This is a genomic window from Oceanobacillus jordanicus (assembly GCF_022095695.1).
In the GTDB taxonomy this organism is placed as follows: domain Bacteria; phylum Bacillota; class Bacilli; order Bacillales; family Amphibacillaceae; genus Oceanobacillus_B; species Oceanobacillus_B jordanicus.
This window is the reverse complement of the sequence record NZ_JAIFZM010000008.1, coordinates 139273-163383: the sequence shown is the minus strand read 5'-3', so window position 1 is coordinate 163383 and position 24111 is coordinate 139273. Positions and strand designations below refer to the sequence as shown.

Sequence of the window (24111 nt, the reverse complement as noted above, 5' to 3'; positions counted from 1 at the left end):
CCTACCTCTGCTTGAGCAATTTCTACTAATGGAAGATCTTAAGCAACATTTTTGCATGCTTCTGCACACTTAAAACATGCTTCCGCACATTTCTGACAATGTTCATGGTCATGCTTTTTACATTCATTTCCACATGCCTCACAAATTTTAGCACAAACTGATGCTAATTCGGAAACAAATGGTGTGTTTCTTGAGAGTGCATGTTCTAAGTAACTGCAAATATCTGCACACTCTCTGTCTAACCGGATGCACTCGGCCATCATTTTGATATCTTCCTCTTTCAGACATGCATCATAACAATGATTACAAGCTACGGCACATTCATGTAACGACTGGATTAGTTCCTTATGTTGTTCGTGTGACATTTTGTAAAACCTCCTGAATTAATTAAATTTTTTATCTTACATAGTATACGTTTCCCACTAGTTACTAAAACAAACTAATTTCAAATATCTCCATAAAAAATGCACAGTTTCTTAACAATATCCTTAGTTTATATAATACCGTACAGGGGTACCGTATTATATGATTGTAATAACACGAACCTTTTTTGCACAACTTATAAGAGTGTCTTAAAAAGAGTATATATTGAAAGGATTGATAGCAATGGCGACGCATCATGATAACAAACAGAAGAATAAGCACAGTCATAGTGAACACAGTGGGCACGAAAATCCTAGTCATAAAACCAATGATAGTAGCCAGGGAGGATCGGAGCATAATAGACAAGGTCATCATAATGAATATGAAGGTCATGAACACTCTAGCCACTCATCCCATGACCACAGTGGACATGAAGAAGGGCATTCCGGTCATCATGAGCACATGGTAGGAGATTTTAAAAAACGTTTTTGGATTTCCTTGGTTTTGTCTTTACCCATAACTTACTTGTCACCAATGATTCAAATGCTTTTAGGATATGAAGTAAATTTTACAGGTAATACACTGTTGTTATTCTTACTTTCAACTATTGTCTTTTTCTATGGAGGAAAACCGTTTTTACTTGGTGCCTTGGATGAATTGAAAGCTAAAGCACCAGGGATGATGCTGTTAATTTCGCTAGCAATTGTTACTGCTTATGTTTATAGTTCCTTAACAGCCTTTTTTATAGAAGGTAGTGACTTTTTCTTTGAACTTGCCACGTTGATTGTCATTATGCTAGTGGGTCACTGGTTAGAGATGAGATCGTTAATGGGGGCTTCAAAAGCGCTCGCAGAGTTAATTAAACTGATGCCAAAAGAAGCACATAAGATTAATGCATCTGGAAATATTGTAGAGGTATCTGTAGAAGAATTGCAGCCTGGAGACCATATCCTAGTGAAATCAGGGGAAAAGATACCACTTGATGGTGAAATCTTTGAAGGGGAATCAACGGTCGATGAATCCATGTTGACTGGAGAATCTGTTCCAGTAGAAAAGGCTCCTGGAATGGAAGCAATTGGCGGAGCTGTCAATGGGGAAGGCGTATTAAAAATTAAGGTTAACAAAACTGGTAATGATACCTATTTATCTCAAGTTATCAAGTTGGTAAGCGATGCAGAAAAAACGAAGTCGAAAGCACAGGGATTTGCAGATATTGCAGCTAGATGGTTATTTTATGTTGCAGTTACTTCAGGAATCATAACTATAGCTTACTGGATCACAACAAGTGATTTTGAATTTGCATTAGAAAGAATGGTTACCGTTTTGATTATCGCTTGTCCGCATGCACTTGGTTTGGCAACACCACTGGTTACTTCTAGATCTACTGGCATTGCTGCCAAAAAGGGATTATTAATTCGTAACCGTACGCCATTTGAAGGAGCCTGGAAACTAGACCGTGTGGTGTTTGATAAAACGGGAACCCTGACAGAAGGGAACTTTGGTGTAACAGACATTCATCCAAGTAATGATGTTACTGAAGAAGATTTATTGAAACTGGCTTATTCGGTAGAGACACAGTCTGATCACCCAATTGCGAGAGGAATTGTTAAAGAAGGAAAAGAACGAGGACTAGAACTTTATAAGGTAATGGATTATAGAAACTTAACCGGTAAAGGATTAAAAGCAAAAGTGAACGGAACAGAAATCGCAATTATCAGTCCTGGTGCCATGCAAGCTAATAATATATCGTTCGATGTTAAAACATATGAGAAATTGGCCCAGCAAGGGAAGACGGTTGTTTTTGTATTAAAGGATAATGACTTCCAAGGAATGATTGCGTTGGCGGATATCATTCGCGAATCTTCTTATAAAGTAATTGAGGAATTAAATAATCGTGGAATTGAAACCGTGATGATGACTGGGGACAATAGCCGCGTTGCAAATTATGTAGGTGACAAACTTGGAATGTCAAAAGTGATAGCGGAAGTTTTACCACATGAAAAATCAGATAATGTAAAAAAACTTAAAGAAGGTGGTAGGAAGGTTGGTATGATTGGTGATGGAATCAATGATGCCCCCGCCTTGGCTGAGGCAGATTTAGGTATTGCAATTGGTGCAGGTACAGACGTTGCAATAGAGACGGCAGATGTTGTACTGGTAAATAGTAACCCGGTAGATATCTTGAATATTTTCAAATTATCGAAGGCAAGTTACAGGAAAATGGTTCAGAATCTGGCATGGGCTGCGGGTTATAACATTATAGCAATTCCTTTGGCTGCGGGCGTGTTATATTTTGCAGGCATCCTGATAACACCAGCTATTGGAGCTATCCTGATGTCATTGAGTACGATTATTGTTGCAATTAATGCACAATTGTTGAAGATTGATTAAACTAAAATGATTTTCATTGACTAAGCAGAATTCCTGCTTAGTCTTTTTACTGAACTTCCCATGTTGACGTCAATCCCTACTAACCTAATTAAAAGTGTTCAGATTGAATAAAAATATCATATACTATACAGGGGTATGCTATATATTTAGTTTAACAATACTTATATAGTTTAAGAAGGGGGGAAGAATAGCTATGAAGTCAAAGAAGTATATACCAATAGCTGTAAATGATGGTATAGGTTTTGGTGCAAAACTTAAACCGAAGCAACTAGCAGTATTAGGTACGTATCTGGACGAAGATACGGATATAGAATTGACCACTTTTCAACAACTCATCGTTCAAATTCCAGAAGTTGAATGGGAAGAAGCTAAAAAAACATTCGATAAAGTCGGATTGCAATATTATAAGGTGGGGAAGTATGTAAAGAATTTAAGAACCTGTAACTTTTGCAAAGGTGAAGAAGAAGAGGGGATGCCTGTCGCTAAGGAATTAAATCGTCGTATTGCAGGTCAGGTAGTACCCTTTACATTAAAACCTGCATATACAGGCTGTTCGATAGGTTGTGGCGAACCATTAATCAATGATATAGGTGTCATGAAAGATAAAAATACGTTTGAACTATACATTGGCGGTAAATCAATTGGAAGAGATGCAAGAATCGGAAAATTAGTCAAGTCGAATCTCCAGCCTGAAGAATTATATGAGCTTGTGGAACGGGTATTAGATTTATATAGAGAAAATGGTAAAAAGAGGGAGAAATTTTATAGGTTTGTGGATCGGTTTGGAATCGAAAATATAAAACAGGAACTCCATATTACTTAAATGAAATGTATCAGAATCTATTTCTATTATCTTTTCACAACTACCAAAGGAAAATGCAAAGTTTTGAAGACAACACCTGCTGTATATGCATATCTCCATAGCTAGCAGGTGTCTTTTCTTCAATTTTCATTGATTAAACAGGTGTTAGAATTGAAGAAAGGTACACTGGGTTAAGTTAAGGCGTTTACTTAAAATCGACCACCGTAGGTAGTGGCGTATACAATCAGGATTTTTCCAATAAGCCAATCTTAGTTGAAGTAGGTGGTATAGATAACGATGAAAATGAATTAAGTAACACTATTAATCAATTTTCAGAGGTTTTTAACGAACTTTACGATGGGCTCATAGAAGTAAATGCTTATTAACTAGGATATTACTAGGGAAATTCATAGGATGTTATTTTTTTACGGAATCTCTCTGATCATCAAGTTTCATTCTGGCCCATAATATAAATGCCAATCTTTGTTCTATAAGGAAAGAAAAATGAAAACAATTCACCATTAAATTATTGAAATTGTATTCTTACTTTATCTTCCTCAAGCAGTATATATTTTGACGATAGAATATACCAATCATGCTTAGGAGAAAGGCGATAGAAAAATATGCTAGATATGGATCCTGCTCATCAAAAATGCTACCGTATCTTACTTTATTAGTAGTAGTGTTTTCCAACTTAATTTTAACATTAATTGTTTTATTTGAAACTTCCTCTAGCTGATAAGCAGCTGCTACTTTTCCATCTTGAGCAATGATTTCCATGGTCCCATCCTCTTTTATATCTTTACTCAGTTGTTCATTCTTTGGGTGAGTATAAGCTATTCTCTCAGAGGTTGTGTACTCTTGATCTTCTACCTTAAATTTGGTCCCCTTTGAAATAATGGATGTTCTGTAATTCTCAAATCCATAGTCTAGTAGCTTGATCGTGTCATCATAGGGAACATTTTTCATGCTGCCTTTTAAGGTGATTACTATTAAGCTTAAACCATCTCGCTCAGCTGTTGTCGCTAATGTATAGCCGGATTGGGTTACATAGCCATTTTTCCCGCCTGTTACACCTTTATAAGGTATTTCCTCTTTAACTAATTTGTGGTGGCTAAGTATGGTTGTGTCCCACGTTTGCCCATTCCACTCTAATTCTTTTGTTCCAAATATTTCCCTGAAGGTTTCATTTTTCATGGCATACCGTGTTATTCTTGCTAAATCTTCTGCGGTTGTACGATGCTCTGAATTAAATAGACCATGTGGGTTTTCAAAGTTAGTATCCTGAACGCCAATAACGTTTTTTAGATAAGTGTTTATGTCTTTAGAAAACTGCTCTTCACTACCATTTAAATGCTCAGCAATTGCTACACCTGCATCATTACCCGAATTGATTAATAAACCTTGGACCAGCTCCTTCAATGTTACTTTTTCTCCCTCTTCCAAATAGACGGTGGTTCCTTCCACATTTTTGGCTCTGGCATTACTGCTAATAGTTACAATATCATCAAGGTTGCCTGTTTCAATCGCATAGATTGCTGTAGCAATTTTTGTCACACTTGCAGGATACATTTGAGAATTGGCGTTTTTATCAAAGAGAACCTGTCCTGAATTTCTTTCTAGTAAAATAGCAGCCTCACTTTCCAGAGAAGGCGGAGAAGGATGGGATTCTCCGAAGGCTTTTGAACCAAACAAAGAATTTACGGCGACAATCGTGGTAATAAATAATATAATTTTCCTCATATTTAATTACTCCGGGAATGTTTTTTCTTATTACTAAAATACAAAACGGTTTCTTTATCAGAATTAGTTTGCAAACGGTAATTTTGCTGGTATGTTTCGTGTCCTTTTCCTGTGATAATAATCCAATCTTCTGGATTACTGTGTTCTATAGCCCACTTTATAGCCAGGGTTCGATCAGGAATGATGAGACCTTTTTCATTTCCATAGAGGTTGTTTAGGCTTTTCAGTGTTTCTATCATTTCATTTTGAGGAACAGAATTTAAATCATCCATGGTCAAAATATATTGATCGCTTGTGCCGGAGGTTACTGTCAACATTTCTTGTCTTTTACTTTGGTCCCTATTTCCCCTAAAACCGAATATATGGATTACTCTCTTCGCACCGTACTGTTTTGCAGTTGTTAAGCAGTGTAATATTGATTCTGATGTATGGGCATAGTCGACTACGATGATAGCGCCATTAGACAGTTTAGTTTTCTCAAATCGGCCCTCTACACCTCGGAAATTTGAAATGCATTCAATAATAGAATCTTCACCAAGACCCACCAGTCTAGCACTAACATAAGCCATCAAAGTATTATACATATTATGAATTCCATACATAGGAGAAAAAATAAGGTTTGCTTCATCTCCATCTTCAACAGAAAGATTAGAGTTTTTAAAATTAAAATCAAGTATCTTAAATTTATTATTAGAAGATTGGCCAATCGAATTTACGTTAATTCCTCTGCCTTGTAAGATTTTAACGAGTCTTTTCCCCCAATGATTATCAGTGTTAACAATGGCTTGTCCACCTTCTTTTAAATGGTCAAACAATAGCATCTTTGTTTGAAAATAATCTTCTATTGTAGGATGGTAATCCAAGTGTTCATGTTCAAGGTTCGTAAACAAGCAAAGATCAAATGTTATGCCCTGTACCCTATATTGAGATAACCCGTGTGAGGAAACTTCCACTATGACTACCTCATCCTTACTTTCCGATATTAATCCATGTAAATCTAATGAACTTGGGGTAGTGTTAGTGCTCTTCTTAACTTGGCCATTGATGACATTTTGTATTGTTCCAATTAAAGAACACGATTTTCCATTATTCTCTAAGATATGTTTCAAGATATAGCTTGTCGTGGTCTTGCCATTCGTTCCTGTAATCCCTATCATTAGCTTATGGTTTGAAGGAGTGCCATAAAATTTATTTGCAAGGATTCCCAAAGCTTTTCTACTACTATCAACTTGTAAGTAAGGTACAGTTAAACCGGTAATCTCTGATTCACCTATTATTAAACATGCACCTTTTTCAATAGCTTCCTGAATAAATTGATGACCATCTTGATTGAACCCGTTAATTGCAACAAAAATATGGCCTTGTGACACGCTATCTGAACTATCTGCTATACCAGTAACAATGAGGTTCGCTGTCTCAGAATTCATTTCACTCACCGTTTTAATTTCTTCCATAAGTTTCTTTAACTTCATAGGTGGTATGACTCCTCTTTTGCAAATGTTAATACCTGCCTAATTGTAAATAGAAAGTATGGAGAAAATGTGCAGACGCAGTACTTGTAATACTAGCTTAATATTCTAGTTTTGGATTTGGTAATAACACACCTAAATCCGGTGAATAGTTAGGATATATAAATAATAATTACAAATAAAAGACAGTCCTTATTAGATAGAATATTATTATTTGCTGAGCTTTTTAAGTGAGATAAAAGGACCGTGGTCTTTTAAATTAAGGAGAAACAAATCCCCATTTTCCAAGGAGAGGAACCTTCTTAATTCTATAGGGATTCGAATTGCGCCTTTTTCGTTTATAATCATCTTATTATCCAATGTATCTTCAATGACTTTTCGAATTATTAACTCATTTGATTTGGCAATCATGGAGATAGCAACTTCATCTCCTGCCATTAAAGATAATCTTTTTCTGATTTTTTTCGGTATGGTGATTGTCATCCTCTTATTTAACTTACAAATGATGCCTGTATTTGTAAGTTGATCCCGCTTATTTGGTAAGGTTATGGTTTCACACTTCATTCAATCACCTCTGTTAAAATTATTTTCTATTATAAGGTTAAAATGTTAAGAAACCTTGCAGAGGCTATTATTTTAGAATAAGTCACCTTATGGCTTAATAAAGTAGATGTTTTCTAGGTTCTCGTCCGTGCTGTTAGTAAAGTAGAAGAGGCCGTCTTAATACGAAAATTCCGCTTTACTATTTTATTAATTGCAGTGAATAATTAGATTAAAATGTAAATTCTGGCTACAGTTAGGGAGTTACTTAAATATCTAAAAACAAATAAGTTTCTATGTAATTTTTATATCTTTTGCATAAAAAGTAATTAGAGAAAGAAACTAACCTCAAATAAATTGGGGTGAATAAGTTGGATCCAATTTCTCCACAAGACGAATCAAGAAGTGTCCTCTATAATATAGAACCCATAGGAATAAATACTCAATTTAAAGAATCTCTCTCAAGTTATGTATTAAGACTAGCAAATGCTCACAATGTTAAATATGGAACCTTATTTGCAAAACTCATTACCCCCTTATTAGATAAGAAATATTTACTGAATATCTCAAAAAAGGGTGGTAATGGTTTTTATGATTCATCAAATGGAATAAATGGAATTGGAACCTTAGCAACAGATTTTATTGAGGTTATATCATCATTAACAACGAGAAATGATTTACAAGGCATGACAATGATTTCCTGGTCTCATGTGTTACCTTCGCGTGGGTTGATGAGGACTGAAAAAGCGTGGTGTCCAGAGTGCCTTCAAGTTGCTTTAGATAATGAAGAGCCTATTTACGAACAATTAGTGTGGACACTAAAAATAGTAAGCATTTGTACAATACATAGAATTAAATTATCTACACATTGTCCATTTTGTTCTAAAAGGATGTCAGTACTTTCAAGAAATGGAAAGCCAGGTAGCTGTTCCACCTGTGAAAGATGGCTCGGAGGAAAAGGGCGGACTCCAAGGATAGATGATAATTCTGAGGATATTAAAAAGACGATCCTAATTCTGCAAATGATGATTCCTAATTCAAATACTATGTATCGAAGAGAGCAAATTTCTGAAAGCTTAAAATTTTATGTGGAGCAACTTTTTGGAGGAAACATAAAAAAAGCAGCAGAATACTTTAAAGTAGCTAATTCCACATTTAGGTATTGGTACAAAGGGCATAACATTCCTCCCCTTAATTCATTAGTATCAATATGTTTAAGACTAGATATTTCAGTAGTTAATTTCTTTAACAAAGTTCCTGTATTGAAACTTAATATTATCCTTGATGCAGCGTCACCGGCGACAAAAATTGATGTAAGACAAAAATATGATCATGTTTATATAAAGAGTTATATTAATAAGTATATTCAACAGGAATCAATCACTTCTCCGAAATCTCTTAGAAGCATAGCCTCATCAATTGGGTGTGACAGACGCTTGCTATATATTAAGTACCCAACAGAAAGTAAAATAATTGTAGATATATATGCTAAGTATTTAAAAAGGAAAAAAATTAAAAGAGAAGAAAATGTAGAGATCGAAATGAAGATGGCAATAGAGAAATTAGTTAATAGTGATACGTATCCGAGTAGAAGAAAAGTTGAATCTTTACTCGGTGGGCGATATTTAATTAGGGAAAGAAAAGTAGCTTTAAAATGGAAAAGTACTATTAAATAGGCATATTTCATCATTTTTCTCAAAACTAAAGGGAAATTTAATGAAATGTCGAAAAATATAAATGGAGAGTTTTTTACATTTTCCGAATAAACAAAATATGTAGTAACCGACTTTACCATAATATTTGAATTTTCGGAGGCGATTATAATCTTAGATGAGTTAGAATTTCTCAGCTGGTGTGAAAATAATAAAATATCAAAAGATACGCAGGACTATATCAATAAGAACATTCGTTTCTCGCTACCTGCACGTTTAGTAGGAGGAGGCGGAAGAAGTCCCTCTGGAAAATATCCATCGAAAAAAATGGGAGTGTATATTCAATGGGAAAGTAAGAAGGTCGAGGGACCTGCTGTTTTAATGATGGAGAATGATGACACGGTGTTAGAGTTTTATGATCAACCAAATAAGATAAAATTAAATTATGTTAACAATAAAGGGAAAAATAGTGGGACACTCTATACCCCAGACTTCTTTGTAATCAAGGAAAATACTGCTGGATGGGTAGAGTGGAAAAATGAAGATGATCTATTAATATTGTCAAAAAAGCAGCCATGGAAATATATCAGAGATGACAAAGGGAATTGGAGATGTCCCCCAGGAGAAGAGTTTGCTAAGGAATTAGGCCTTGAATTCCAGGTATGTACTAATAGTATTATCAATTGGAATTTGCATAGAAATTTTGTTTTTCTTGATGATTACCTGAGAAAAGGGAAGGATTTAGAAATTAATATATCTATTTTAGATGAAATTAGACAAGTAATTTTCCAGAATCCAGGAATTTCACTAAAACAATTAATAAATCATTCTAATGATTGTACTTTTTCTGCAGACGATGTGTATGTTTCTATTATAAACAGTGATATATATGTCGATTTAAAAGAAAGTGCCTTAGCAGAACCTGATTCAATAAAGGTTTTCTTGCATAAAGAACATGAAGAAATGTATATTAATTTAATTTCATGTGAAAAAGATTTGCCTTCCCCATTAAAGATTTCCTTTGATATTGGTACAAAGATTCTGTGGGATAATTATATCTGGACACTTATTAATATTGGAGATAATAATGTTTCACTTAGTTCTGAGGACAAATACAATGAAGTCTCAAGAGAGTTATTTGATAAGTTAGTAAGAGAAGGGAAAATTATTGGACAAAAAAAGGAAGATCTTAATGACCCTCTTATTGATCTTATTACTGAAGCAAGTGAAGAAGATTATAAAAAAGCAAACTACAGACTGAAGCATGTGAAAAAATATATAAAATTTGGATCTAAAGAATTTACTACTAAGGATGAACCAAATTTACGAAAGGTACGTGACTGGGTAGGAAAGTATAGAAAGGCAGAAAATTTATTTGGGAATGGCTATGTTGGCTTACTTCCAAAAGATAAGGATAAAGGGAATAAACAGGATAGATTCAGTAGTGAAGTGATGAAACTAATGAATGAACATATACAAAATGAATATGAATCTATAGTTCAAAAAAATGTAGCCCAAGTATATGGTGCTTTTAAAAATAAATGTGAAGAAAAGGGTTATATTGCCCCAAGTTCAGTAACCTTTTATTCTTATATTAAAAAGCGCCCAATCGAAGAGCAAGTTAAAAAACGTAAAGGTACAAGGGCTGGATATCAAAAGAAAACATTTTACTGGGAATTGAATAGGACTACACCCAGACATGGGGATTTCCCTTTTAACATTTGTCATTTAGATCATACTGAATTGGACATAGAACTGGTATGCTCAAGTACTGGAAAAAGCCTTGGTAGGCCATATTTATCTCTAATGATTGATGCATTTTCAAGAAAAGTCATAGCTTTTTATTTATCGTTTGAACCACCAAGTTATAGATCATGTTTAATGGTTTTTAGAGACTGTGTTAGGCGATATAACAGACTACCTCAGCAATTATTTGTTGATAACGGAAAGGAATTTCATAGTATATACTTTGAAACATTATTAGCTATGTATGAAAAAGAACTTATTTGGAGGCCTGCTGCAAAACCCAGGTATGGTTCAGTATTAGAAAGACTTTTTGGTACAACTAATACAAATTTTATTAACAACTTGCAAGGGAATACCCAGATAATGAAAAATGTACGTGAGGTTACCAAAAGTGTAAATCCAAAGAATCATGCCATTTGGAATTTGTATGAATTGTCCTCGGCCTTAGATCATTACTTCTTCGAATTATATGAGACAATTGATCATCCTGCCTTGGGAGGGACTCCAAGAGAGGCATTTAAAATGGGCCTATTTTATTCAGGTGAAAGAAAGGACTTTTACATTCCATATGATACTCTTTTTGAAATTTTGACGCTTCCTTCAACTAGAAATGGTGAGGTAACTATTCAAAGAAGTGGAGTAAAAATAAATTATATCTATTATTGGCATGATGACTTTAAAATTCTACATTCAAATAAAACAAAAGTAAAGGTAAGATTTGACCCTTTTAATATAGGAATCGCATATGCTTATGTAAACAAGAAATGGGTTAAATGCATATCTGAATACTATTCAGTATTTAAAAACATAACAGAGAAGGAACTAAAGTTTATTACCTCAGAAATCAAAAAGACGAAGCACAACCACGTAAAAAGCTTTTCATTAAATGCTCAAAAAATATCAAAATTTATCACTGAATCGGAGAATAATGTTCAATTTAAATTGTTAAAAACCAGAGCTGATGAAACAAACAACTTAATTCAGTATAGAAATAAAGAATTTGATACAAGCAATAGCAACATAACTACTTCTAATAATTTTAACACAGAAGAGTCAATGGAAAGCAATAGTGAGGAACACTATCTTGATTTATATGAGGAGTTTTAATATGGAAGAAAATAAGGAAGTTTTTTATGGGCAAACAACTACCACCATTCTTGAAAAGAAGAACTTTTTCCGTGACCGGACGATTAATCATCCCATAATTCAGCGTGTACACACAACTTTGATTGAGAAGATTGAGGAATCGAAAAGAGGGAGAGTATACCAAGTTTTTGGTCCAACAGGGGTCGGTAAATCAACTTTATGTAAAAGAGTTAAAATTGAAATATTAAATAAATACCATACACTTCTGCAGGAAGATAAAGGTATTATTCCCATTGTCTCTATCGAGTTACCATCCCCTGATAACGGAAAGTTCAATTGGAAGGATTTCTATAGGAGGATGCTCAAGGAAATGAATGAGCCTCTTATTGAATACAAAATTGTGAGCGAACCCGAAAAGAGAAAAGATAAAAGATATATCCCCAATCATTTACCATCTACTGCACCAGAGTTAAGAGAGTCACTTGAAAATGCGATTATTCACAGAGAAACAAAAATAATATTATTGGATGAAGCACAACATCTCCTCAAAATTCCTGGTGCCAAGGCTATACAAGATCAAATGGATGCAATAAAGTCAATTGCTAACTTAACTGGTGCTGTTTTTGTCATGTTTGGTACTTATGATTTAATGAGCTTCTTTGATTTGAATGGCCAACTAGGAAGACGTACAAATGAAATCCATTTCCGACGATATGATTTAAATATAGCCCAAGACGTACGAGAATTTAAAAGTGTTATTTATACATTTGAAAATCATTTACCTCTTAGTGAGAAATCAGAACTTGTAATGCACTGGGAATTTTTATACGAGAGAACAGTAGGGTGTATAGGTATTCTTAAAGAATGGTTAGATGTTTGTTTAATTCAAGCATTAAATAGAAAGTTACCAAGTATTTCATACGAAATATTAAAGAATAACGCTCCACTTCCATCAAAAGCTTTAAAAATAGCGGAAGAGGCTATTAGAGGTGAAAGAGATATGAAAAAAAGGGAAGACGATAGTTATAAACTTCAACAATTATTAGGATTAAGTAAATTGATGGATTTAGAGGACAGTAAAAAGAGTAACAACAAAACCAAGAATAAGGAAGTAGGGAAACGAAACCCAAATAGGGATGAAATTGGCATTACAGAGAAAGAGGCATAAATCTAGCTATGTGGTGGTGATAGAAATGGTTCAGGAGCCGAATGAAATGTACGATATAATTTCTATTAAGCAAAAAGAAGATGATTTAGTAACTACCCCTTTATATAGTATAAAACCTATAGCCAATGAAGGGAAGAATGTTGAAAGTTTAAGTAGTTATTTAGTAAGATTGGCTAACGCTCATAAGGTTTCAATTGGTATCCTAACCTCGAAAATTCTAATGCCACATTTAAAAGAGTACAATTTCAACTACTCTACTAACATTTATAGAGGATATTCTCGTCATATAAATGGTCTTGGTGAGTTTAGCGAAATTAATATAGAGATTCTGGAAAGATTGACCGAACAAAAGAATCTATCCAGCCTTACTATAAATAAATTTGGAGATGTGATAAATAAAACAAAATTAATGAAGAGCCAACGAACTTGGTGTCCTGAATGTCTACAACAAATGAAAGAAGATTTAAACGTACCCTATGAAAAATTGATTTGGAACATAAATCATTATGACATCTGTTTAAAACATTCAATTTTCTTAAAAAGCACGTGTAACCAATGTGGTAGGTTACAGAATATTCTACATGTCAATTCAAGAATCGGTTATTGTCAGTACTGTTGTAGTTGGCTTGGGTACAAGAAGAGTGTGGATACTAATTTTATAAGTATGTATGGAGATACTATTTATAATTCTAAAGAAATTGAAGATTTGGTTGATTTCTTTTTTGCTACAGCAAAAATTAGCAGGAAACCCTTTATATCATCGATTAATTTTATTAACGATAAATTGAGAGAGAAAATTTCATTAAGAGAATTTAGTTTAAACAATTTGGAAATGCATCCGGGGTCTTTATTGAGGTATAATCAGGGAAGAACAATTCCTAACATAACATTATTACTTAAAATTAGTAGGTTATTAGATATAAGATTAGTAGAAATTCTGAGTGGAGAGGTTAAAGATATTTCTTTTAAGAGCTTAAATAGGCAATCTAAAATAAGGTATAATCATAGAGTACATTATAATGCACTGGAAGTAAGTTTAAATAACATCATAAAATCGCAAGGGGATATTATCTCAATTACCACTTTATCAAAGAAGTTAAATGTATCAAGAAAAACGTTAAGAGAAAGTTTTCCGGATTTAATAAATAAGATTAAAAAAAATAACGATAAGATCAATCAAAATGTAGAAAAGAAGATGTATAGATTCTACAATCATGAAAATGATTGTAAAAAGGTAATGGCATACTTACAAAAAGTGTTAATGTTAGAAAGAGTAATAACATTAGAACAGATAACTACTGAATTAAAAATTTGTTCGTCCACTTTAAAAAAGTATTTCCCTAATTTAGTAGAAGATATAAAAGTTAAAAATAAATTAATGGCTCAGAAAAGAGGAAGGTTTACATCTATCTCTAAAAAATATAAGACAATTGAAATGAAAAGAGTCAAAGAAAAACTACAAGAAATCAGTAACTCAATTGAAGAAGAGCCCATATACTTATCTCATATTGAAGAAGAACTTGGAATATCTCAATATCGGCTCCGCAGAAAGTTTCCAGATCTGATTAAACTTATTAGTGCTAAGAATAAAGATAGTAAGCAAAGAAAGCGCAGAGTCTATATAGATAATTGTAATCAAGAGCTTATTAATACTATCATTCATTTAATATCACAAGATATTTACCCTGGAGTAGATGCATTGCAAAAGCATTTAAATTTTAAAATAAACAACCCGGTATTTTTGTCTGTATGGCGAAAAACTTTGATGGAATTGGGAATTGAGAAGAAAAGTTTTAGAAAGTAAGTAGATTTTTGGTGAATTTTCCATACTATACTAAACATAATTTGCAGAAAAAATCCGTCTATTTAAAGTTGAAAGTTCTGTATAATAAGGAAATGATTACGGCCCCTGATATTTACCACTTCTACCATAGCTTTTACTAACAAATGACAAAGAATAAATCAACAAATGCCATGCAATTTACCACGTCACTCCTTTGTGTAAATCCCATTAGTAGAATAGAGTTTAGAATAATTTTTTGTAATGCTTAGTAGGCTCATACTGAACTTTATTAGGTGTTCAACAATCAGTCCATATTGTTGAACGTAAAGGTAAAAATAGATCCAACTTTTTTATATAAACTAAATTAAAATTTGCAAAAGAATCCGTTATGATTAATTTTTTTAAAAGGGATTCCTTTTTATTACTGGTTTTAAAACCACAGGCTTTGCCTGTGTGAGAATTCAACTTGTAGAGTTGTAACAGAAAAAATCTCCTTTTGGAATAATCGAGTTGGCCGTCAAACCGACTCTATATATAGAAAGGAGATCTACTCCTGTCGAGTGACAATAGTTATCACACACCCGATGGAATTGTAAGTATCACATAGTCTTTATACCCAAGTATAGAAGGAAAGTAATTTATGGCAAGTTAAGAAGAGACATCGGGGGATCTTAAGACATTTATGTGAGATGAAAGATGTAGAAATTATCGAGGCTCATGCCATGCTCGACCACATCCATATGCTGGTGAAGATACCACCAAAGATGTCAGTATCTTACTTTATGTGTATTACTTAAAAGGTAAAAGCTCTTAATGATTCGCGATAGACATGGAAACCTAAAGTACAATCATGGAAACCGCACATTTAGGGCAAAAGATTACTATGTCAGTACAGTGGGCTATCAAAAAAAGGTGGAAAAGTACTTTCGTGAACAAGAATTTGAGGATAGACTACGAGACAACATGAGTAAACGTGAATACGTCGATCCAATTAAAAAATAGATAGGAATATAAACGGTTGACGGTCAATTTCGAAGCCCCTTTAGAGGCCTCGTTGGTAAAATGCCCTTGTAGGGAGAAACTAAAACCGACCGTTTTACGAGCGGATAGTTATTTTACTTGTTTTTCATCTTAATGAGAGTAATATTTGAGATACAATGGCTAAGATAGGTAACTCAATAAGTGGTCCGATTACTAAAGCGAGTGCAATCAGTGGTTGATCTGGAAATGCTGTCACAGCAATAGCCAAAGAAACAGAAGAATTACGGGCAATGATAGTGAGACTCAGACTCACTGTATCTTCGTAAGAAAACTTCATTGATTTCCCTACGGTTTGTGCAACAATAAAGTTAATAATAAAGAAAAGTAAAATTGGTATAATTAATATATAAATGACCTCAAAATTATTAATTAAATAATTGCCTTGAGATGCGAACATGGCTGTGATGGCTAATGATAAAAATATAATCTGTGCAGATGAGAAAAAGGGGACGAGTTTCTTATTTAAAAATGTTACCTTATCCCTCAATAAATAACGAGTTAAATGAGCAAGTGTAAAAGGTATAACTAAAACCAATACAATACTTTCTATAATGGTCGATATTGGAACGGTTTGAATGGTTCCTGCAAAAATAAAAAGATATACAGGTAAAAGTAACACCTGAAGGATTAAATTAATCGGTAATACAGAAGTGGATAATGACACATTACCTTTGGCGATAGAAGTGAACATCAAATACCAGTCTGTACATGGTGTGACCATAAACATGATAAATCCAATCCATAAAGCAGGGTGATCTGTAAGGAAAATCGCACCAAGACCCCAGGCTAATAAGGGAGTCCAGATAAAATTTATAATGGTACTAGCACTAAAAAACTTTATATTTTTAAATGCAACTTTTAAATGGTGCAATGGAATAGTTAGAAATAACCCATATAACATGAGTAATAAAAATGGAATGATGAATGACTCAGCGTTCTGTTCAAAAAAGGTAAACTGACCTAATGAAAGTCCGACACCTACTGCCAATAAAATAATAACTGTTTGAAACTTCTCGAAAATATTCATTATTATGCTCCTTTTTATAATTAAAGAGGTAGGTGCGTACGAGTACTCTTTTATATTAAGATAACTTACATTGACTGAAATTACTTTTACAATCTTGACTTCCAATCCGAAAGGGTGATTAGAGACATTGAACAACAGACAATGGAAGGCAATTTATAATAATGACCGTAGTTATGACGGGAATTTTTACTATGCACTTTCAACAACTAAAACAGTATGTAGACCTTCTTGCACATCTCGTACTCCAAACCCCAAGAATGTATCCATCTTTAGGGATGTTAATACTGCCATACAACAAGGATTTCGCCCCTGTAATCGATGTAAACCCGATCATCTAGAATGGCGGGGATATAAAGAGGAACTCGTAGAAAAAGCAAAACAGTACATTGATCATCATTACGAAATGAATGTCACTTTGACAAGATTAAGCAATGTCTTGCAAAAAAATTCTTACCATATCCAACGATCATTCAAAGAAGTAGTGGGGATTACTCCTCTGCACTATTTACATATGGTTAGAATCTATAAAGCAAAAAAATTACTACTTAATCATTTTTATTCAATCACAGATGTTGGAATAGAAGTTGGATACAGTGATAGCGCAAATTTTTCAACGAAGTTTAAGGAGTTTGAAAATCTAACTCCAAGGGAATTTCGTAAACTGTTTTTGAAGTAATAGGTGCTTTAATGATTGTTGAAACTACCTTAAATTAAAGAGCACGTTCATTGAGCAATAATATGTAATTTTAACTGCAATATCTATGGTCATATGATTTACAACTTTGTGGATTTTGAAAGAAAAAAAGCCTGGTTCCTCCACCTTGTGTGAGAAATTAGACTTTTGATATTATTACATATAATATGTCCTGAATTATGTAAAGCTGCTTGGCTCAATTATTTAAAATAAGCTTTGAAACCACTTAAAAATAATTAAATTACAAGTGAAGTTAAATAGGTAAGTTCATATACAAGTAAATAATTATAAATCCAACAATTCCCATAATAGTGGAAGAGAATAAATTTAAATTCTTAACTGCTTCCTTGAAAATCTCCTTTACTGCAACCATAAAAATAATAGAAATGGCTAAGTTTATTATAAAAGCAAGTGAAGTTATACTTGTATCAATAAATTGCCCCAACATTGCACCTAAAGCAATTGGGATTGAGATGAGAACTGTAACTATAACCCAAGTAAAGATGCCAAATCCTGCTAGAAATAGAGGAGTAAAGACGATTATACCTTCTGGAATATTATGTATAATAAGCGTTGATAGCATAAAATCACTAAAGTCAGTACCAATTGTAGAGCCTAATGCGATACCCACAGGAAGATTATGAAATGCTATGCTTAAAGTTAAAAGTAGACCAGAACGAACAAAGATATCTTTTTGGTGACTATCTGTAATAATAGTAATTTTACCTATTAAGTGATGAATGTATTGAAATAGAAATAGCCCTATTGCTATTCCAATAGCAAGAATTACCCAACCGCCTAACTCAATACTTTCAGGAATCATTTCAAGAAATAATAATCCTACAATTAGTCCAGCACATAAAGAATAAATAAAACCGAAACCTCGTTGGAATCCTTTCATTGCCCATGCCAGTCCACCACCAATACTAATGCCAAGAGCAGAGGCGAATGCACTAATTATCCAAGCTATACCCATGTAATCTCTCCTAAAAAAGGTTGTCTCTTATTTTATATTGATATCGGCTAATGATTATACTGATTATTTATAATACTATTTGACAATAGTTTTTCACAAATGTAATATATGAGTATATACTAATATATACATATAATGGTTGGCGTTATAAAATGTTCATTTAATCTAATCTTTAATCAACTTTTATCCGTATATTTTTGAAAGGGGCAAATTTTTATGGAAGATAATAAGGAACAAGTAGAAATAAAAAATAAGGACCTTGATGAAGAAACTTTATTTGTAGTTTCACAAACTTTTAAAGCATTGGGAGATCCAACTAGAATACGAATTCTTAACTTATTGTTTCATAATGAATTCTCTGTAAATGGTATTGCAGAAACCTTACACCTCAGACAATCGACTGTTTCACATCAATTACGTTTTTTAAAAAATCTACGTTTAGTAAAATATCGTAGGGAGGGGACTACATTATATTACTCTCATGATGATGAGCACGTAATGAATATGTTAAGGCAAACTATAGAACACGCATGTCATATTTAGTGTTCCAAAACCAATAATAAGGGTTAAGAAGTATTAGTTCGCGTTATTCATATGAAAAAAAGGAGGTTTTAAAAGTGGGACACGATCATGGACATGACCATACACATGGAGCAAACAAAAAAGCTTTAATGATAAGTTTTATTATTATTACAGTCTATATGATTATTGAAGCTATTGGGGGATTCATTACAAATAGTCTTGCGTTATTATCTGATGCAGGACATATGTTAAGTGATTCGGTATCACTTGGGGTCGGATTATTAGCCTTTACCCTTGGAGAAAAAGTAGCTAATTACAGTAAAACTTATGGGTATAAACGATTTGAAATATTAGCAGCTGTATTTAATGGAGTTACACTCATTTTAATTTCTATCTATATATTTTATGAAGCTTATCACCGCTTTGTAGAACCACCTGAAGTTGCATCAACTGGAATGTTAATTATTGCTTCTATTGGTTTGTTAGTAAATATTTTGGTTGCATGGATATTAATGCGTGGTGATACAGAAGAAAATTTAAACTTGCGCGCAGCCTTTCTACATGTGTTAGGTGATCTTCTTGGTTCTGTTGGCGCAGTTACTGCTGCATTGTTAATAATGTTCTTTGGTTGGGGTTGGGCTGATCCACTTGCCAGTGTAATTGTAGCAATTCTTGTATTAATAAGTGGTTGGCGAGTCACGAAAGATGCTATTCATGTATTAATGGAAGGTACTCCCAAAAGTGTTGAATTGGATAAAATCATTAAAACAATGGAGAGTGTCAAAGGTGTATTAAGTATTCATGATTTACACGTTTGGAGTATTACAAGTGGACAAAATGCTCTTTCTTGCCATGCGGTGGTAGACGGAAATTTATCTGTACTTGAAAGTCAAAAAATATTGAGAACAATAGAACATAAACTAGAACATCAAGGTATTGGTCATGTAACCATTCAGATGGAAAATAATGATCATCCACATGAAGACTCCTTATTATGTCAAAATGATCAAGAATCTAAGGAACATGATCATGAGCATTAAAAATAATAATTAAATGTATTAAAACAAGAGTACCGTTGTTAAGTAAAACTTCTAATTAACATATAGATTAAAGTTAGTATTGAAGGTTTAAGAGTAAGAAAATAAATTCTGATGTGAATTAAATTTGGCTTCGTCATTATATTTGACGAAGCCTTTTAATGAGAATGTTGGTAATAGCTATGTTTACAAAAGTATTATGGATTTAACGAGAAATTACCTTTTGTCAATAAAGTATTCTTCGCTTCATTATGACGATTTACTAACAATTGGTACTGGGTAAATATCTTTTATTCAGTTAATGATATTATTCTGATATACGTAAATTTGATGACTTAGAGAAGGGAAGATCTCATGTTTAAAATTAGAGAGTTTTATTTGTTTATAGTTGCAGTGCTTTTGTTGTTCAGTATTATCCCCTTTAGCATCGCTAGTGCACATTCTGTTCTTGAGAAATCAACACCAACCGATGGCCAGCAACTAAAAAAAAGCGTAAATAGTATAGAGTTAACCTTCAACACTAAAATTGAAAATGGAAGTACACTCTCCCTTGTAAATGATAGTGGGAAAGAAATTCAACCCTTGTCTGTTGAGATAACAGATAATGTATTAAATGCAACATTTCAGGAATTACTTGAGCCGGATACATATCATGTGAATTGGAAAATAATTGGGGCAGACGGTCATCTTATTGAAAATCAATATTCATTTACTATAAAGGAAGTTGAAGACAAAAAATCCGAGGATAATGAAATTCAAACTAAAGATGAAAGTATAGAAAATAAAGATCTAAAAAATGATGAAGAGGGAAATGGAAATGATATAAATCAAGATTCAGAGAAGCAAACCTCAACTGAACAACAAACCAGCAATGATAGTGAGGAATCTTCTGTAGTATCTGTAATTGTTATTTTTCTAATTACCGTTGGTATTTTATTAGTAGTATGGATGATATTTGGTAAACGGAAAAAATAAGAAAGAGGTGCTTTATGCTATTAATTTCACTAACTGAATTTTTGCTGTATATTTGTTTTTCCGTACTAATCGGTTATTTTATTCTATCTTTAGTTTCAGAAAGTAAAAGGCCAACTATATACATACCAAGGAAAGTTCTTTATTTAGCCGCCGGAATCATACCTATAGCTTCCTTTTTACCAGTTTTTTCTACTGCAAATATATTAGCAGGTGATTATGACTTCTGGTTAGTTCTAAAAAATGTTGTATTTACCTTTGAAATAGGAAAAGCATGGTTGTTTATAACTCTTGTGTCTATTATTTTAATATGTGTATTATTAGCAAAAAACTTCAATTCAAAAACACATTTAATCACATGGGCACTTGTTCTTACTTTGCTAATGCTTTTCGGATATACTAGGTCCAGCCATGCTGCAACAATTACAGAATGGCAAGGATTTCTTTTCCATTCACTACATTTTCTTGCGGTAACCATTTGGATTGGGGTTTTATTTGTTGTAAGTTGGTTCTCAAAAAATAGAAATTATTGGCCAGCATTTCTTAAGTGGTTTACTCCTGTTGCTATAATCTGCCTAGCTACTACTATTATTGCTGGTTATTTTACAATGGTAATTGATATTAATTCCTATGATGATCCAAATGCAACTGTTTTACAAGAATATCAAAATGGCCTCATCGTAAATTATGGACAAGCATTGTTATTAAAACATATATTTATTATTTCATTAGTTCTTTTTGCATTTATTAATGGAATTCTGTTTAGGAAAAATAATAACCAAGCATCATTCAATCCTCTAAAATGGGCAAGAGCGGAAAGTGCTTATGCTTTGATTGTTTTTGGATTAACAGCATTTATGGGACAGTCATGGCCGCCACATCAAATCTATATGTTGTTAAGAACAGAAGGTCCTTCACCACTTTTTAAAACTATATATGACGGGGAAATTGTGGATGTAATACAAAATGCAAATAGTTCAGACATTTTTAATGTAACAGTTTCGTTTGGAATGGAAAGTTACTTGTTATTAGGTTTAGGTTTATTATTTATGGTTTTAACCGTTTTTGCCGCTGTTAAAAGGAATTCGGTGTTTCTTTCTACATTTTCTGCATTTTTTATGGTTCTATCCATGTATGTTGGAATAATGTTGGGTATTCAGTAAGAGAAAAATACAATATAGTACTAAAGAAAAATGATCAGGTGTCGACAAAACCAGAATAAATGAAAAGTGGTACGTTCCAATTCTTTGGAGCGTACCACTTTTCTTAGACGATTATGAATCATGTTACTTTTTCTTTAGAAATCAAATGAATTTTAAAAGTAGGTTACTTCATAAAAGTCATTGGATTTACCGAGTTACTTTTTGCTGCGTTCCAGCCACCTTCATGTACTTCAAAATGTAAATGTGGACCAGTAGAATTACCTGTATTACCTGTTTGTCCGATGTTCTCACCTTGAGAAACGGTCTGTCCCGCTGAGACGGAAATACTGTTTAGATGTGCATATAGTGTCGTATAAGTTTTGCCATTTAAATTATGTGTAATCATAATAGCATTTCCATATCCCCCCATCCGTCCTGCACTGATAACAACACCAGATGCTACTGCTTTTAATGTTGTCCCAGAAGTTGAACCAATGTCCATCCCTGCATGAAGTTTTTTCACACCTTGGATTGGATGAAGCCGCATTCCATAATCAGATGTCTTTGGTCCTGCTGCTGGCCAGATAAACTGTCCGCTCCCACTATTTGATTGAGAAGACACTCTGTCATTTTTATTGGATCCATTAGAAGAAGATGGTGTAGAGGCTGATTTTTCTTGTTCAGCTTCTTCACGTGCTAATTGTTGTAGCTTTCCTTTTTCTGATTGCTTAAGCTCCTTGGTTTTCTCTATTGCTGAAGATTGAGCTGCTAGAATCTTTTGTTCTTCTTCTAAGCTGACTTTGTATTCTTCAAGACCTGCGTGTTCTTCTTTTAGCTCGGCCATTAACGTCTTCTTTTCTATACTTTGGTCACCCAGATCATCTTTCAATGCAACTAGTTCTTCCTTTTGGTTTTCTAGAGCCACCTTTTTTTCTTCAACGACAGCTTTACTCTCTTCTACTTCTACTTTGTTAGCCTCAAGTTTTACTTTGTCAGCTTGTTGTTCTTCCATAATGGTTTTATCTTGATCCATTATTTTATTAACAGCTGAGCTACGGTTAATGAAGTCACCAAAGCTTTTTGACCCTAGAATAACTTCAATATATTTCATATTGCCACCGCTTTGCTGAATAGCACGGAGACGATCTTTTATTAGTTCATCCCGCTCTTTAATACGTTCCTTTAATACTTTTATTTCTTCTTTTAATTCTTTCATTCTTTCTTGAAGCTTCGTGATTTCATTGTCAGTTGAAGTGATCTCTTGTTCTTTTGCAGTGATATCCTCTTGAGTTTTAGTTAATTTATCATCAATGGTTTTAATTTCGCTATCAACCGTTTCTTGCTTTTTTTCATTCTTATCCATCTTACCTTCTGTGTTTTCTTTATTCCCAGAAATATCACCTTGTTTTTCTTTTAACTCGTTTTGCTCTTTCTCTAATTCATTAATTTTTTGGTCCAGTCCGTCGATTGTTTCCGCGGAGGCTATACTTCCGTTAAAAGTAATGGTTGTGACTGTCAAAGTTGTTGCAAGCATAAGTGAAACACCTTTTTTCATCTTTTTGCCTTCCCCTTCCCTCTGTACCATAATGGTATTTTTGTATCTATTAGGCTAAAATTTAAGAACTACGAACACTCAATCCACTCCCCCATGTTCCGATAAACGCGTTAATTCCCAAAATAATAGGGAAGGCGGTCGGCATTAGGAAAGTTGTACTTCTTCTAGCAATTTATATCTCAAAGATCTTCAGAACCCCCTAAGGAGTATGAGCAACCAACTTACCAGGGGGCTCGTCTGCACCGACAATATAGACAAACTCGCTTTGCTTTAATAGCCATACTGATACCATTTAGTGCATAGGCAAACACATCATTCATAAGTATCATAAAATCATATTTTTTGTAGGCTTCCTGGTTCACTTAAGTTTCTTCCAAACCTCAGTATCGCTAAAAATCTATG

At 33.5% G+C, this 24111-nt stretch carries 18 protein-coding genes and 2 pseudogenes; 13 read left to right on the top strand and 7 right to left on the bottom strand.

Annotated elements, in window-relative coordinates; translation table 11 throughout:
• Window positions 1-38 precede the first annotated feature (38 nt).
• Window positions 39-365, bottom strand: coding sequence for a four-helix bundle copper-binding protein (locus K3T81_RS11265; RefSeq protein WP_238020192.1), 327 nt, complete (start codon window positions 363-365; stop codon window positions 39-41).
• Window positions 366-606: 241 nt separating this feature from the next.
• Here K3T81_RS11265 and K3T81_RS11260 point away from each other — a divergent pair, with 241 nt between their 5' ends.
• The 3 genes and pseudogenes from K3T81_RS11260 to K3T81_RS19665 form a co-directional block, all read left to right on the top strand.
• A complete protein-coding gene (locus K3T81_RS11260) occupies window positions 607-2754 on the top strand; it encodes a heavy metal translocating P-type ATPase (RefSeq protein ID WP_238020191.1) in 2148 nt (715 codons plus the stop codon).
• Window positions 2755-2947: 193 nt separating this feature from the next.
• Window positions 2948-3577: an NAD(P)/FAD-dependent oxidoreductase gene (locus tag K3T81_RS11255; protein ID WP_238020190.1), complete on the top strand. Its 630-nt coding sequence runs from the start codon at window positions 2948-2950 to the stop codon at window positions 3575-3577.
• A 209-nt stretch (window positions 3578-3786) separates the two neighbouring features.
• Window positions 3787-3942: pseudogene (locus K3T81_RS19665) on the top strand (stage II sporulation protein P); the annotation flags it as partial.
• Between the two features lie 157 nt (window positions 3943-4099).
• Here the strand turns inward: K3T81_RS19665 and K3T81_RS11250 are convergent.
• The 3 genes from K3T81_RS11250 to K3T81_RS11240 all read right to left on the bottom strand — a co-directional run bounded on the left by K3T81_RS11250 (window position 4100) and on the right by K3T81_RS11240 (window position 7332).
• The gene (locus tag K3T81_RS11250) at window positions 4100-5299 is read right to left on the bottom strand and encodes a D-alanyl-D-alanine carboxypeptidase family protein (protein WP_238020189.1); all 1200 of its coding nucleotides are present in this window, start codon (window positions 5297-5299) and stop codon (window positions 4100-4102) included.
• A 2-nt stretch (window positions 5300-5301) separates the two neighbouring features.
• Complete coding sequence (locus K3T81_RS11245) at window positions 5302-6771, bottom strand: UDP-N-acetylmuramoyl-L-alanyl-D-glutamate--2,6-diaminopimelate ligase (RefSeq protein WP_238020188.1); 1470 nt, start codon at window positions 6769-6771, stop codon at window positions 5302-5304.
• A 207-nt stretch (window positions 6772-6978) separates the two neighbouring features.
• The gene (locus tag K3T81_RS11240; RefSeq protein WP_238020187.1) at window positions 6979-7332 is read right to left on the bottom strand and encodes an AbrB/MazE/SpoVT family DNA-binding domain-containing protein; all 354 of its coding nucleotides are present in this window, start codon (window positions 7330-7332) and stop codon (window positions 6979-6981) included.
• A gap of 347 nt (window positions 7333-7679) precedes the next feature.
• On the opposite strand from K3T81_RS11240, the gene K3T81_RS11235 reads away from it, so the two are divergent.
• The 5 genes and pseudogenes from K3T81_RS11235 to tnpA all read left to right on the top strand — a co-directional run bounded on the left by K3T81_RS11235 (window position 7680) and on the right by tnpA (window position 15745).
• The gene (locus tag K3T81_RS11235; RefSeq protein ID WP_238020186.1) at window positions 7680-8984 is read left to right on the top strand and encodes a TniQ family protein; all 1305 of its coding nucleotides are present in this window, start codon (window positions 7680-7682) and stop codon (window positions 8982-8984) included.
• 378 nt (window positions 8985-9362) lie between these two features.
• A complete protein-coding gene (locus K3T81_RS11230; protein WP_238020185.1) occupies window positions 9363-11813 on the top strand; it encodes a TnsA endonuclease N-terminal domain-containing protein in 2451 nt (816 codons plus the stop codon).
• A gap of 1 nt (window position 11814) precedes the next feature.
• Window positions 11815-12960, top strand: a complete 1146-nt coding sequence (locus K3T81_RS11225) for an AAA family ATPase (protein WP_238020184.1) — start codon at window positions 11815-11817, stop codon at window positions 12958-12960.
• Between the two features lie 46 nt (window positions 12961-13006).
• Window positions 13007-14764 (top strand): TniQ family protein, encoded by a 1758-nt coding sequence (locus tag K3T81_RS11220; protein ID WP_238020183.1) that lies wholly within the window; start codon window positions 13007-13009, stop codon window positions 14762-14764.
• Between the two features lie 582 nt (window positions 14765-15346).
• Window positions 15347-15745, top strand: a pseudogene (tnpA, locus tag K3T81_RS11215) (IS200/IS605 family transposase).
• Between the two features lie 124 nt (window positions 15746-15869).
• On the opposite strand, the gene K3T81_RS11210 reads toward tnpA, so the two are convergent.
• A complete protein-coding gene (locus K3T81_RS11210) occupies window positions 15870-16811 on the bottom strand; it encodes an arsenic resistance protein (RefSeq protein ID WP_238020182.1) in 942 nt (313 codons plus the stop codon).
• A gap of 127 nt (window positions 16812-16938) precedes the next feature.
• Between K3T81_RS11210 and K3T81_RS11205 the strand changes: the two genes are divergently transcribed.
• Complete coding sequence (locus tag K3T81_RS11205; protein ID WP_238020181.1) at window positions 16939-17487, top strand: Ada metal-binding domain-containing protein; 549 nt, start codon at window positions 16939-16941, stop codon at window positions 17485-17487.
• 271 nt (window positions 17488-17758) lie between these two features.
• Here the strand turns inward: K3T81_RS11205 and K3T81_RS11200 are convergent, their stop codons facing one another.
• Window positions 17759-18481 (bottom strand): ZIP family metal transporter, encoded by a 723-nt coding sequence (locus tag K3T81_RS11200; protein WP_238020180.1) that lies wholly within the window; start codon window positions 18479-18481, stop codon window positions 17759-17761.
• A 216-nt stretch (window positions 18482-18697) separates the two neighbouring features.
• Here K3T81_RS11200 and K3T81_RS11195 point away from each other — a divergent pair, with 216 nt between their 5' ends.
• From K3T81_RS11195 to K3T81_RS11180, 4 genes are all read left to right on the top strand, one after another.
• Window positions 18698-19024, top strand: coding sequence for an ArsR/SmtB family transcription factor (locus K3T81_RS11195; RefSeq protein ID WP_238020179.1), 327 nt, complete (start codon window positions 18698-18700; stop codon window positions 19022-19024).
• 74 nt (window positions 19025-19098) lie between these two features.
• Window positions 19099-20043 (top strand): cation diffusion facilitator family transporter, encoded by a 945-nt coding sequence (locus tag K3T81_RS11190; protein ID WP_338044641.1) that lies wholly within the window; start codon window positions 19099-19101, stop codon window positions 20041-20043.
• 351 nt (window positions 20044-20394) lie between these two features.
• On the top strand, window positions 20395-21015 hold the full coding sequence (locus K3T81_RS11185; protein ID WP_238020178.1) for a copper resistance CopC family protein: 621 nt from the start codon (window positions 20395-20397) through the stop codon (window positions 21013-21015).
• Between the two features lie 14 nt (window positions 21016-21029).
• Entirely contained in the window at window positions 21030-22175 is a 1146-nt protein-coding gene (locus tag K3T81_RS11180; RefSeq protein ID WP_238020177.1) for a copper resistance D family protein, read from the top strand.
• A gap of 163 nt (window positions 22176-22338) precedes the next feature.
• Here the strand turns inward: K3T81_RS11180 and K3T81_RS11175 are convergent, their stop codons facing one another.
• On the bottom strand, window positions 22339-23709 hold the full coding sequence (locus K3T81_RS11175) for a murein hydrolase activator EnvC family protein (RefSeq protein ID WP_238020176.1): 1371 nt from the start codon (window positions 23707-23709) through the stop codon (window positions 22339-22341).
• Between the last annotated feature and the right edge of the window lie 402 nt (window positions 23710-24111).

Excerpts from the sequence above, each read along its gene's own strand:
- K3T81_RS11175 (WP_238020176.1), bottom strand. The coding sequence starts at position 23,709 with ATGAAAAAAGGTGTTTCACTTATGCTTGCAACAACTTTGACAGTCACA.
- K3T81_RS11260 (WP_238020191.1), top strand. The coding sequence starts at position 607 with ATGGCGACGCATCATGATAACAAACAGAAGAATAAGCACAGTCATAGT.
- K3T81_RS11200 (WP_238020180.1), bottom strand. The coding sequence starts at position 18,481 with ATGGGTATAGCTTGGATAATTAGTGCATTCGCCTCTGCTCTTGGCATT.
- K3T81_RS11185 (WP_238020178.1), top strand. The coding sequence starts at position 20,395 with ATGTTTAAAATTAGAGAGTTTTATTTGTTTATAGTTGCAGTGCTTTTG.
- K3T81_RS11180 (WP_238020177.1), top strand. The coding sequence starts at position 21,030 with ATGCTATTAATTTCACTAACTGAATTTTTGCTGTATATTTGTTTTTCC.
- K3T81_RS11225 (WP_238020184.1), top strand. The coding sequence starts at position 11,815 with ATGGAAGAAAATAAGGAAGTTTTTTATGGGCAAACAACTACCACCATT.
- K3T81_RS11220 (WP_238020183.1), top strand. The coding sequence starts at position 13,007 with ATGTACGATATAATTTCTATTAAGCAAAAAGAAGATGATTTAGTAACT.
- K3T81_RS11210 (WP_238020182.1), bottom strand. The coding sequence starts at position 16,811 with ATGAATATTTTCGAGAAGTTTCAAACAGTTATTATTTTATTGGCAGTA.
- K3T81_RS11195 (WP_238020179.1), top strand. The coding sequence starts at position 18,698 with ATGGAAGATAATAAGGAACAAGTAGAAATAAAAAATAAGGACCTTGAT.
- K3T81_RS11245 (WP_238020188.1), bottom strand. The coding sequence starts at position 6,771 with ATGAAGTTAAAGAAACTTATGGAAGAAATTAAAACGGTGAGTGAAATG.
- K3T81_RS11265 (WP_238020192.1), bottom strand. The coding sequence starts at position 365 with ATGTCACACGAACAACATAAGGAACTAATCCAGTCGTTACATGAATGT.
- K3T81_RS11250 (WP_238020189.1), bottom strand. The coding sequence starts at position 5,299 with ATGAGGAAAATTATATTATTTATTACCACGATTGTCGCCGTAAATTCT.
- K3T81_RS11240 (WP_238020187.1), bottom strand. The coding sequence starts at position 7,332 with ATGAAGTGTGAAACCATAACCTTACCAAATAAGCGGGATCAACTTACA.
- K3T81_RS11255 (WP_238020190.1), top strand. The coding sequence starts at position 2,948 with ATGAAGTCAAAGAAGTATATACCAATAGCTGTAAATGATGGTATAGGT.